Below are 11,122 nucleotides of genomic sequence, written 5' to 3'. Positions count from 1 at the left end.
CAAGGCGCGGTATCCCCAGGTGCCCGCGCCCTTCTCCTTCCGGGCCAAGCTCAAAGGTGCGGTTCCGGTACACCTGTTCCTAAGCCAGGAGGGGGAGGAGCCCTGGTACCTGGCCTTAAGCCTGCCCCAGGGATCCTTCTTTGAACCCCTGGGGTATGCGTTGCGGATGTGGATCGAGGAGGGGTTTCGCGACCTGAAGGGGGCAGGGCTAGGGCTGGACCGGCACCTTTTGCGAACCCAGGCGAGCCTGGTGGGGTGGCTTTCGCTTTTGTTCTTGGCCCAGGTGCTGCTGGTGCTTTTGGGGGCGAGGCTTGAAGGAAGGCCTTGGCTCCTTCGCTTGGTCGCCCATCCCAAGCGGCAGAGCCTATTCACCTTAGGCCGTTTGGCTCTGACCCAGCCCCCGCCTAAGCTGAAGGGACGCATCCTTAGGCTCTTCTATCGGGTGCTGGCAGAGCTGGCCGCAGGCAAGGGGAGGACGCAAAAGTGATTAGAGCTCAGGAGGGGGCGCCGAGGAGGCGCGACCGCTTGAGTCCCTGGGCTCCCACGCCCAGGGGATCGGCCTCCTCTCCCCGCCGCACCCGTATTCCGGCCGACCTCATCTCCATGGAAGGCGCCAGGAAACGGGTGGCCACCTTCCCCATAAGGTCCTCCTCAGCGCGGGGTCCTTAACGCTACCGCTGGCAGTTCGGGCACCTACCCCGGAACTCGAGGCGGAAGCCCTCCAGCGCCCACCCCGTCCGCTCGGCGGCCGCTTGCATGGCGGGGTTCAGGTCCAGCTCCGGGAGGTTCTTCAAGAGGAGGTCCTCCACCTTGCCGCAGGAGGTGCAGACGAGGTGCACGTGAGGCTCGGTGTAGCCGTCGTACCGGGTGTTGCCCTTGGGGTCCTTGAACTCGTAAATAAGCCCGTGCTCCCTGAGGACGTGGAGGTTCAGGTAAACGGTGGAAAGGCCGATGTCGTAGCCCCGCTTCTTCAAACCGTTGTAAAGCTCCTCCGGGGTGGGGTGGACGTTCTTGCGGTCCAGGTAGCTAAGGATCCTCTCCCGCGGCAGGGTGTGCCGCAGGCCCACAGCCTTCAGCCGCGCCCGGTAGTTCTCCTTCTCCTTGGTCCTTGGCATGACTCCTCCTTCCTTTCCATTCCAGTATACACCCCTGTTGTGCAAATGCAACACTGTAGGGATAGTTTACCCGCATAAACCTCTCTCACGCGTCTCCAACCCCCAGGCAGGGTCGGTTCGCGTCAAAAGTTTGGTAAGGGTCTGGAGGGGCAGGATGCCCCTCCTCAGCCCCTTGACTTAATGAAAACGATATTGCAAGACCAATCACGGAGGTGCAGCATGCGAGGAAACCTCCTGGGAATCCTGAGCCTAGGCCTCCTCGCGCTCGCTTGGGCCCATGCGCCCGTACCGGAAGTGCCGGAAACCTTCCTGGCGGAGGCCCGGCTTTTCGTCCTGGACAACCGCCCTGGGGAAAGCCGCCTTTTAGCCCTGGACCTTCCGGAGGGCAAGGAGGTGGCCCATCTCTCCCTCCCTCCCAGGGGGATGAGCCTAGAGGGCGCTTCTCTTGCCCCGCAGCGCACGGGGAGGCCTTCCACGGGGCCACAGCCCGGAGCTTCTTCGCCTGCGCCCTCGAGGTGCTGGTGCTGGAGGGGGGAAAGGAGCGAAGCCGCATCCCTTACCCGGTGGCGGAAGAGCGGATCGGCGCGTTCCTGGAGGGAGACGGGGTCTTCTTTGGTTACGCGGACGAGGTGCGCCACCTCCTTATCCTGGACCCCCAGGCCCTCACCCTCTCCCCCATACCCTTGGGGGGCGTTTTTCTGAGGGGGGCCTCGGATGGCAAGCACCTCCTGGTCCTCCTGACCGACGGACGGCTCCAGGTGCGGGAGGCCGGTGCGGGCAAGCTCCTGAGGGAGCTGAGGGTAGCCCCAGAACCCTTCCCGGAGGTCCACGAGGACACGGGCGGGGCCGCCTACCCGGACATCGCCCTGTGGCCCGAGCGAAACCTCGCCTACGTGAGCCTCCCCCACTTGGGAGGGGTGGCAGAGGTGAGCCTGGGGGAGGGCCGTGTTCTACGCCAGCTAAAGATCGGGGGCCAGCCCACCCGGCTTGCGCTGGTGCGGCCATGAATCCCATGCCCGTGGTCATGTACCTCATGGGGGTGGATGCGGCCCATGAGCTCCTCGAGGGGCTGGGCTTTGTGAAGAAGCCCCACCCGGAGGGCGTGGGCTCCAGCCTTTACCTGAGGGAAGATGCCCTGCTCCACTCCACGGGCCTCTGGTACCGAGGGGTCCTCTACCACAGGCCCAAGGAGCGCTTCTACCGGACCCTCCTTCCCCCCTACCCTCCCCAGGTCCACCCGGTGGTGACCCTCTAGCCCAGGCCTTTCCGCTCCCCGGTGCCCCTCGGGTAGAGGATAGGCCCCAGGCGCTGGCCTCCGGGCCCCATCCCGGAGGCCTTGCTGTGCCGGTTCTTCTCCCTTCCCGCACCCGGCCCACCCTTGGTGAGGCCCACGGGGGTATAATGACCCCACCTTGGAGCGGCCGATCTACCGCATCCTCCATCTGGTCTTCGCCCTGGGCTTGGTCCACGCCCTTTTCCTCCTGGCCCAGGAGGGGGTGCGGGCCCGCGAGCTGGCCCAGGAGCGGGCCCGCCTCGAGGCCGAGCTTCGGAGGAAGGAGGCCGCCATCGCCCGCCTCGAGGCCCTGGTGGCCGCGGCCCAAGACCCCGCCCACCTCGAGGCCCTGGCCCGCAGGCTAGGCATGGTGCGCAAAGAGGAGATACTGAAGAGGCGATGAAGGAAGACCCCGCCCACCTCCTTCTGGAAGACGAGGCCCTGACGGCCGGCCTCACCGATGAAGAGGCCCAGGCGCTTCTCGGCTGGCTCTTGGAAATGGCCCAGGACGCCGACCCGGCCCAGCTGGCCCACCTGCGGCGGCTGGGCCACGAGATCACCCGCCTCTCCCGGGACTACGGGGTGCCCGTGGAGGACCTCATCGCCCTGGTGGAGCTCGCCTGGGGGGAGGGGGAGGCCCTGGGCCTTCAGGCCTAAGGGATCCAGGACCGAAGAAGCCCCCGCACCTCCGATAGCCTAGGGGGCGGGGGTTCCTTACGGTAGATGAGGGAGACCTGCAAGGCCGCCTCCTCCTCCAGGGGCTTAAGGACCGTCCCGGGGTGGGGGAAGACCCGGTAGGGGGCGAGGGTCAGGTGGATCCCCACCCCCGCGGCCACCAGGCTCACCGCCTGGGGAAAGCGGGCCACCTCCCGCACCACCCGGGGGACGAAGCCCGCCCGGCGGAAGACCTCGAGGAAGGCCTCGCGGAGAGGCGGCAGGGTTTCCCGGGGCAGCAGGATAAAGGGCTCGTCCCTAAGCGCCCGCAAGGGGACGCGCTCCTCGCCCGCAAGGGGGTGGTCCTCGGGCAAAAGGACCACGATGGGCACCTTGAAAAGGGGCTCCTCCCCGATCCCGGGGTCCACCACCTTGAGCCCGGCCAGGCCGTAGTCCAGGCGGTCCTCCTTCAGGGCCTTCACCTGCTCGGGGGTGTGCATCTCCAGGATCTCCACCGCCTGCCCCAGGCCGCGGCGCAGGTGGTCCAGGAGGGGCATGAGGTCGGGAAGGAGGTTCTCCGGCACCCCGAAGCGCAAGCCCTCCCGCCATGCCCTCCGCACCCGCTCCTTTAGGGCCTCCGCCTCCTCCAGAAGCCGCCTGCCCCCCTCCTTCAACGCCTCCCCGGCCGGGGTCAGGCGGAAGGGGCGGCGCTCCAGGAGCTTCACCCCAAGCTCCCGCTCCAGGGCCCGGATCTGCTGGGAGAGGGCGGGCTGGGAGAGGTAGGCCCTCTCCGCCGCCTTGTGGAAGTTCCTCTCCTCCACCAAGAGGAGGAAAAGGCGCAGGCGGCGCAGGTCCATGATAAAAAAATCTTATCGCATTCCCTTCCCCGCTTCTATTGGACAAGCCGCCTCCCCCTGCCCCACACTGAAGGGTGAGTCGGTGTAGTGTAGGTTAGCCTAAGGGGGAAGCATGACGGAGGAAGCGCTCAAGAGAGCCCTCGAGGCCCTCTCCCCGGAGGAGCGGGAGCGGCTTAAGGAGGTGGAGAACCGGGAGTGGCGGGAGTCCTTGGAGTACGTGCTCCGGGTGGAAGGCCCCGAGCGGGTGGAGGAGCTCTTGCGCTTCTTGGACGAGTACCTCTACCTGCAGGGCTTTTCGCCGCCCAACCGCCTCTCCACGCCCTACCTGAACACCATCCCCAAGGCGCTGGAACCCCCTTACCCCGGGGATTTGGAGCTGGAGCGGCGCATCGCCAACATCCTGCGCTGGAACGTGGCGGTGATGGTCACGCGGGCCAACCAGAAGGCGGAAGGCATCGGGGGGCACATCTCCACCTACGCCTCCATCGCCGAGCTCTACGAGGTGGGCTTCCACCACTTCTTCCGCGGTCCGGAGGCGGGGCTGGACCGGGACCTGGTCTTCTTCCAGGGCCACGCCTCCCCTGGGAACTACGCCCGGGCCTTCCTCGAGGGCCGGCTTAAGGAGGAGGACCTGGAGAACTTCCGCCGCGAGGTCCACCCCCCGGTGCCGGGGGGCAGGGGGCTTTCCAGCTACCCCCACCCCTGGCTCATGCCCGACTTCTGGGAGTTCCCCACCGTCTCCATGGGCCTCGGGCCCATCCAGGCCATTTACCAGGCCCGGTTCATGCGCTACCTCGAGGACCGGGGCCTGAAGCCCAAGAGCTCCGCCAAGGTCTGGGCCTTCCTGGGCGACGGGGAGCACGACGAGCCGGAGACGGTGGGGGCGTTGCACCTCGCCGCAAGGGAGGGGCTGGACAACCTCATCTTCGTGGTGAACTGCAACCTCCAGCGCTTGGATGGCCCGGTGCGGGGCAACTCCAAGGTCATCCAGGAGCTGGAGAGGCTCTACCGGGGCGCGGGCTGGCGGGTGATCAAGGTGGTCTGGGGCTCGGCCTGGGACGCCCTCATCGCCAAGGACCAGGAGGGCCACCTCCTAAGGCGATTTGAGGCCCTGGTGGACGGGGAGAGCCAGCGCTACGCCGCCTTCGGGGGGAAGGAGCTAAGGGAGCGGTTCTTCAACACCCCGGAGCTCAAGCGGCTCATAGAGGGCATGACGGACGAGGAGCTCACCGAGCTCACCCGGGCCCGGGGCGGGCACGACCTTAGGAAGATCTACGCCGCCTACAAGGCCGCCTTTGAGCACAAGGGCAGCCCCGTGGTCATCCTCGCCCGCACCATCAAGGGGTACGGCATGGGCCCCACGGCCATGGCCAAGAACGTGGCCCACCAGGTGAAGAAGCTCACCGACGAGGACCTGAAGGAGGCCCGCGCCTTCCTGGGGATCCCCATCCCCGAGGAGAGGCTAGGGGAGCTTCCCTACTACCACCCGGGGCCGGACTCCCCCGAGGTGCGGTACACCCTGGAGCGCAGGAAGGCCCTGGGGGGGTTCGTGCCCGAGCGCCGGGTGCGCTTCCAGGGAGGCCTCGAGGTCCCCGGGGAAGACTTCTTCCAGGAGTTCTACGAGGGCTCCGGGGGGCGGGCCATCTCCACCACCATGGCCTTCGTGCGCATCCTCGCCAAGCTGCTCCGCCACCCGGTGGTCGGGAAGCTCATCGTGCCCATCGTGCCGGACGAGGCCCGGACCTTTGGCATGGAGGCCCTGATCGCCCAGGTGGGGATCTACTCTCCCCAGGGGCAGCTCTACATCCCCGTGGACGCCGGCACCCTCACCACCTACCGGGAGAGCAAGGAAGGGCAGATCCTGGAGGAGGGCATCACCGAGGCCGGGGCCATGGCCGACTTCATCGCCGCGGGCACCGCCTACGCCCACTGGGGCATCCCCACCATCCCCTTCCTCCTCACCTACTCCATGTTCGGCCTGCAAAGGATCGGGGACCTGGTCTGGGCCGCGGCCGACCAGCGCGCCCGGGGCTTCCTCATGGGGGCCACCGCGGGGCGCACCACCCTCCTCGGGGAGGGGCTCCAGCACCAGGACGGCCAAAGCCACGTCTACGCCCTGGCCGCCCCCACCCTCAGGGCCTACGACCCCGCCTACGCCTTTGAGCTGGCGGTGATCCTGGAGGACGGCCTCAGGCGCATGTACCGGGAGGGAGAGGACACCTTCTACTACCTCACCATCGCCAACGAGAACTACCCCCACCCCCCCATGCCCGAGCCCAAGGACCGGATCCGGGAGGGCATCCTCAAGGGGCTCTACCTCTTCCGCCCCGGGGAAGGGCAAGGCCTAAGGGTGCAGCTTTGGGGCTCGGGGTCCATCCTGAACGAGGCCCTGAAGGCCCAGGAGCTCCTCCAGGAGTTCGGGGTGGTGGCGGACGTCTGGAGCGCCACCAGCTACAAGGCCCTCTACCTGGACGCCCTAGAGGCGGAAAGGGAAGGCTGGCTCCTCGGCAGGCCCCGCAGGCCCTACGTGGCCGAGGCCCTCGAGGGGCACGAGGGACCCGTGGTGGCGGCCACGGACTACCTCAAGGCCCTGCCCAACCTGGTCCGGGACTACCTGAACCGGCCCTTCCTGGCCCTGGGGACGGACGGCTTCGGCCGCTCCGACACCCGGGAGGCCCTTCGGGATTTCTTTGAGGTGGACGCCCGGCACATCGCCTACGCCGCCCTCGTCCTCCTGGTGGAGGGCGGGGGGCTTGCGGCCGCGGTCCTGGAGGAGGCCAGGCAGCGGTTTGGGCTTAGCCTGGAGGAGGTGCCGCCCCACAGGCGGTGAGGAGGGAGCATGGAGCTTAGGCTTCCCGAACTGGGGGATAACGTCACGCAGGCCACGGTGGTGGGGGTCCTGGTGAAGGAGGGGGACCCTGTGGCCCCGGGCCAGCCCCTCTTGGAGCTGGAAACGGACAAGGCGGTGATGGAGGTGCCCGCGGAGGTGGGCGGGGTGGTGAAGCGGGTCCTGGTCAGGGTGGGCGAGGAGGTAAGGCCGGGCCAGCCCTTCCTGGAGCTGGCCGCGGTAGATGCGGAGGCCCCGCCCAAGGCCAAGGAGGACCAGGCCTCTTCCCGGGGGGCTTCTCCCGCCGAGCCCCCTCCGGTAGCGGCGGCTTCCCCGCCCGCTCCGGAACCCGGGGAGCGCCGCCTCGTCCCCGCCGCCCCTTCGGTAAGGCGGCTTGCCCGGGAGCTCGGGGTGGACATCCTGAAGGTGCAGGGCACGGGGCTCGCGGGGCGGATCACCGAAGAGGATGTGCGGCGGGCAGCGGGGCTTCTGGAGACCCCGCGCCCCTCCGAGCCTCTGCCCCCTGCGCCCAGGCTCCCCGACTTCGGCCAGTGGGGGCCGGTGCGCCGTGAGCCCATGAGCGGGGTGCGCAAGGCCACCTCGAGGGCCATGGCCCAGGCCTGGGCCCAGGTGCCCATGGTGACCCACTTTGACGAGGCGGACATCACCGAGCTGGAGGCCTTGCGCAAGCGCTACGCCAAGAAGGCCGAGGAACGGGGCTTCCGCCTCACCCTCACCGCCTTCCTCCTCAAGGCCCTGGCCCTCACCCTGAGGGCCTACCCCAAGTTCAACGCCTCCCTTGACCCGGAAAGGCAGGAGGTCATCTACAAGGACTACGTGCACATCGGGGTGGCGGTGGACACCCCCCACGGCCTCCTGGTGCCGGTGATCCGGGACGTGGACAAGAAGGGGGTCCTCGCCCTGGCCAGGGAGCTCCAGGCCCTGTCCGAGAGGGCCCGGGAGAGGAAGCTCACCCCCGAGGAGATGCAGGGGGGCACCTTCAGCCTCTCCAACCTGGGGGGGATCGGGGGCGTGGGCTTCACCCCTATCGTCAACTGGCCCGAGGTGGCCATCCTCGGGGTGTCCCGCTCCCAGGTGAAGCCCGTATGGGACGCGGAGAAGGAGGCCTTCGTGCCCCGCCTCCTCATGCCCTTCGGCCTCACCTACGACCACCGGCTCATAGACGGGGCGGAGGCCGCCCGCTTCTGCCGCCACCTGGCGGGGCTCCTCGAGGACCCCGTGGGCCTGGCCCTGGAATAGGCCTTCCGGGCTCCTCGTGTAGTATGGGAAAGTATGCGCGTCATCGTGGTGGGAACCCGGGGCAGCACCCTGGCCCTGGCCCAGACCCGCTTCGTGGTGGAGCGCCTTAAGGAGAGCTGGCCGGAGGCGGAGTTCAAGGTGAAGACGGTGAGGACCCGGGGGGACCAGGGGGCAAGCCCTAGGGAGCAGGCCATCTTCGTCAAAGAGCTCCAGGAGGCCCTGCTCTCCCGGGAGATTGACATCGCCGTCCACTCCCTCAAGGACCTGCCCACGGAGGAGCCCCCGGGGCTTAAGATCGCCGCCATCCCCCGGCGCCAGGACCCCCGGGACGCCTTCTTGGGCAAGGCCTATAAGCGCCTCGAGGACCTCCCCCCCGGGGGGGTGGTGGGGACGAGCTCGGTCCGGCGCAAGGCGCAGATCCTCGCCTACCGGCCGGACCTCGTGGTCAAGGACCTCCGGGGCAACGTGGACACCCGCCTCGCCGCCCTGGGCAACGGGGAGTACGACGGCATCGTCCTGGCGGCGGCAGGGCTCATCCGGCTGGACCTCAGGAACCGCATAGACCAGTTCCTGGAGCCCGAGGTCATGCTCCCCGCCCCCGGGCAGGGCGCCCTGGCCCTGGAGGTGCGCCAGGGGGACGACCTGGCGGAGGAGCTCTGCTACGCCTTGCACCACCACCCCTCCTACGACCGGGTGCGGGCGGAGCGGGCCTTTCTGAGGGGCCTGGGGGCGGGGTGCCTGGCCCCGGTGGGGGCCCTGGCCCAGGTGGAGGAAGACGGCACCCTCTTCCTGGAAGGGGCCCTCTTCTCCCCCGACGGCAAGAGCTTCATCCGGGCCGAGATTGAGGGCGAGGCCTCAGAAGCCGAGGAGTTGGGTCTGGAGCTCGCCCAGGACATCCTGGAGCAAGGGGGACGGGAGCTTTTGGGGCAAATCCGATAGCCTAACTGGAGATTCCCCCCGGTTTGGGGTATAGTGGGGGCGATGGCGCTGAAGCGCTTGACCCGCCAGCGTAAGGCCGTCCTCGAGGTGGTGCAACGGGCCCATCACCACCCCGACGCCGCCTGGATCTACCAGGAGGTGCGCAAGCTGGTGCCCCGGGTGAGCCTGGCCACCGTCTACCGGACCCTGGAGGCCCTGGTGGCCGAAGGCCACCTGGTCCCCATCACCCGGGCGGGGGAGGCCACCCGGTACGACGCCCACCTCCACCCCCACCTGCACCTCATCTGCGAGGGGTGTGGGGCCATCGTGGACCTGGAGCCCACCCTGCCCGACCTGATGACCCCGGCCCAGCAGGCCCACCCTGAGCTGGAGGTCCGGAGCGTGGAGGTCACCTACCGGGGCCTCTGCCCCCGGTGCAAGGCCGCCCTCAAGGGCTAGATGAACCCCCTCTCCTGGCTTTTCGCCCGCCAGGGGATGTTCGCCCCCGGCCTGGAGCGCATCCGAGGCCTCCTCGCCCGCCTGGGCAACCCGGAGGCCGCCTACCCCGTGGCCCTCATAGGGGGGACGAACGGCAAGGGAAGCACCGCCCGGGCCTTGGCCGCCATCCTGGAGGAGGCAGGGCTCAAGGTGGGCCTCTACACCAGCCCCCACCTGGTGGACTTCTCCGAGCGCATCCAGGTCCTGGGAAAGCCCATTCCCGAGGGAAGCCTCCTCGCCCTCCTGGAGGAGGTACGCCCCCACGCGGAGGCCTTGGGGGCGAGCTTCTTTGAGATCGCCACCGCCCTTGCCCTCCTCCACTTCGCCCGGGAGGGGGTGGAGTTCGCCGTCTTGGAGGTGGGGATGGGGGGGCGGCTGGACGCCACCAACGCCGCCGAGCCCGCGCTCTCCGTGGTGACCAACGTGGGGCACGACCACCTCGAGGTCCTGGGCCCCACCCTCCAAGATGTGGCCCGGGAGAAGGCGGGGATCCTGCGAAAGGGCGTCCCCGCCCTCACCGCCGCCCGGGGGGAGGGGCTTTGGACCCTAAAGGCGGAGGCCAGGGCCCGGGAGACGCCCCTTTGGGTTCTGGGGGAGGACTTTCAGGTAGAGGGGGTGGAGGCCTTGGCGGGGGGCCTCGCCTTCACCCTGCGCCTGGAGAGGACCGGGGAGGCCCTCAGGCTCAATGCCTCCCTCCTCGGCCCCCACCAGGCGGAAAATCTGGCCCTGGCCGCCCTTTCGGGCCGCCTCCTCGGGGCGGGCTGGGAGGCGGTGGCCCGGGGCGTGGCCCGGGCGGAAAACCCGGGGCGGCTCCAGCGCCTCCCCTTGGGCGGTAAGGAGCTTCTCCTGGACGGGGCCCACAACCCAGAAGGCGCCCTCGCCCTCCGGGAGGCCTTACGCTTCCACGGCCTCCTGCCCGCCGCCTTGGTCCTCGGCTTCAGCCGGGAGAAGGACCACCAAGGCATGGCCGAGGCCCTACGGGGCCTCGGCCCCGTGGTGCTCACCCGCTACGCCTCCCCCCGCGCCCAGGAGCCCCAGGCCCTCCTCCCCCTCTTCCCCGGGGCCTGGGTGGAGGAGGACCCCATGCGGGCCCTGGAGCGGGCCTTCGGGCTTGCGGACCGCGTGGTGGTGGCGGGAAGCCTCTACCTGGTGGGGGAGGTCCTGCGGAGGCTTAGAGGGCTTCCCCCCGAGGCGAGGTGGCAGTGAGGCGGGCTACCACCACCCCCGGCGCTTCATCCACCAGGCCAGGCTTCCCCCGATGAGGGCGAGGCCTCCCCAGAAGTAGACCCGCCCCAGGGGCCAGTGGTACTCGGTAAAGGTGTCAAAGTTTGTGCCGTAGATGCCGGCCCAAAGGCTCATGGGCAGGAAGAGCACGGAGATGACGGTGAGGGCCTGGACCACCCGGTTGAGGCGGTTGCCCTGCGCGGAAGGGTGCACCTCCAGCACGAGGATCAGGAAAAGGTGCTCGGGATAGGCCTCAAACCGGCTCCAATGGCCCTTCTCCCGGGCGTCCTCCAGGGCCAGGGGATTGAGGGGGTAGCGCTCCTGGAGGCGGGCGAGCTCCTCGGGGGTGGGGGCCTCCACGTCCACCCAGACCCCCGTGGGGAGGGGTTCCGTGGGGGTACCGTCCGAGAGGCGCTTGGCGCGCACCATGGCGGATAGGGGCCTTCGCCCGGCCCTCACGCCCCAGGCTACAGGAGGTCCGGCCCGGCTCCGCCTA

13 protein-coding genes are annotated in these 11,122 nt (G+C 68.9%); 10 read left to right on the top strand and 3 right to left on the bottom strand.

Annotated elements, in window-relative coordinates:
- A partial coding sequence (locus H531_RS15305) for a hypothetical protein (protein ID WP_022797767.1) occupies positions 1 to 487 on the top strand: 487 nt, incomplete at its 5' end.
- A gap of 184 nt (positions 488 to 671) precedes the next feature.
- Here H531_RS15305 and H531_RS0102385 read toward each other — a convergent pair.
- Entirely contained in the window at positions 672 to 1,115 is a 444-nt protein-coding gene (locus tag H531_RS0102385; RefSeq protein WP_022797765.1) for a Fur family transcriptional regulator, read from the bottom strand.
- Between the two features lie 515 nt (positions 1,116 to 1,630).
- On the opposite strand from H531_RS0102385, the gene H531_RS14680 reads away from it, so the two are divergent.
- From H531_RS14680 to H531_RS0102360, 4 genes are all read left to right on the top strand, one after another.
- A complete protein-coding gene (locus H531_RS14680; protein ID WP_022797764.1) occupies positions 1,631 to 2,122 on the top strand; it encodes a YncE family protein in 492 nt (163 codons plus the stop codon).
- Positions 2,119 to 2,370: a hypothetical protein gene (locus tag H531_RS0102375; protein WP_156860437.1), complete on the top strand. Its 252-nt coding sequence runs from the start codon at positions 2,119 to 2,121 to the stop codon at positions 2,368 to 2,370. Before H531_RS14680 ends, H531_RS0102375 begins: the two co-directional genes overlap by 4 nt.
- A gap of 157 nt (positions 2,371 to 2,527) precedes the next feature.
- Entirely contained in the window at positions 2,528 to 2,791 is a 264-nt protein-coding gene (locus H531_RS0102365; protein WP_022797761.1) for a septum formation initiator family protein, read from the top strand.
- The gene (locus H531_RS0102360; RefSeq protein WP_022797760.1) at positions 2,788 to 3,045 is read left to right on the top strand and encodes a hypothetical protein; all 258 of its coding nucleotides are present in this window, start codon (positions 2,788 to 2,790) and stop codon (positions 3,043 to 3,045) included. Before H531_RS0102365 ends, H531_RS0102360 begins: the two co-directional genes overlap by 4 nt.
- Here the strand turns inward: H531_RS0102360 and H531_RS0102355 are convergent.
- Entirely contained in the window at positions 3,042 to 3,899 is an 858-nt protein-coding gene (locus H531_RS0102355) for a LysR family transcriptional regulator (protein ID WP_022797759.1), read from the bottom strand. The genes H531_RS0102360 and H531_RS0102355 overlap by 4 nt on opposite strands.
- 112 nt (positions 3,900 to 4,011) lie before the next feature.
- Between H531_RS0102355 and aceE the strand changes: the two genes are divergently transcribed.
- The 5 genes from aceE to H531_RS0102330 are packed head-to-tail and all read left to right on the top strand — an operon-like array spanning position 4,012 to position 10,608.
- Positions 4,012 to 6,729 carry a pyruvate dehydrogenase (acetyl-transferring), homodimeric type gene (aceE, locus tag H531_RS0102350; protein ID WP_022797758.1) on the top strand — a complete coding sequence of 906 codons (2,718 nt, stop codon included), beginning with the start codon at positions 4,012 to 4,014 and terminating at the stop codon, positions 6,727 to 6,729.
- A 9-nt stretch (positions 6,730 to 6,738) separates the two neighbouring features.
- Positions 6,739 to 7,986: a 2-oxo acid dehydrogenase subunit E2 gene (locus H531_RS0102345; protein WP_022797757.1), complete on the top strand. Its 1,248-nt coding sequence runs from the start codon at positions 6,739 to 6,741 to the stop codon at positions 7,984 to 7,986.
- Positions 7,987 to 8,019: 33 nt separating this feature from the next.
- Positions 8,020 to 8,925 (top strand): hydroxymethylbilane synthase, encoded by a 906-nt coding sequence (hemC, locus tag H531_RS0102340; RefSeq protein WP_022797756.1) that lies wholly within the window; start codon positions 8,020 to 8,022, stop codon positions 8,923 to 8,925.
- 42 nt (positions 8,926 to 8,967) lie between these two features.
- The gene (perR, locus tag H531_RS0102335; RefSeq protein WP_022797755.1) at positions 8,968 to 9,363 is read left to right on the top strand and encodes a manganese-dependent transcriptional regulator PerR; all 396 of its coding nucleotides are present in this window, start codon (positions 8,968 to 8,970) and stop codon (positions 9,361 to 9,363) included.
- On the top strand, positions 9,364 to 10,608 hold the full coding sequence (locus H531_RS0102330; protein ID WP_022797754.1) for a bifunctional folylpolyglutamate synthase/dihydrofolate synthase: 1,245 nt from the start codon (positions 9,364 to 9,366) through the stop codon (positions 10,606 to 10,608). It begins immediately after the preceding gene.
- Between the two features lie 6 nt (positions 10,609 to 10,614).
- Here H531_RS0102330 and H531_RS0102325 read toward each other — a convergent pair whose 3' ends face one another.
- Positions 10,615 to 11,055 (bottom strand): CorA family divalent cation transporter, encoded by a 441-nt coding sequence (locus H531_RS0102325; RefSeq protein WP_028490607.1) that lies wholly within the window; start codon positions 11,053 to 11,055, stop codon positions 10,615 to 10,617.
- Positions 11,056 to 11,122 lie beyond the last annotated feature (67 nt).

This window comes from Thermus islandicus DSM 21543 (assembly GCF_000421625.1).
In the GTDB taxonomy this organism is placed as follows: domain Bacteria; phylum Deinococcota; class Deinococci; order Deinococcales; family Thermaceae; genus Thermus; species Thermus islandicus.
Note: the sequence above shows the minus strand (reverse complement) of the source record. Positions and strands in the feature narration are given on the sequence as shown.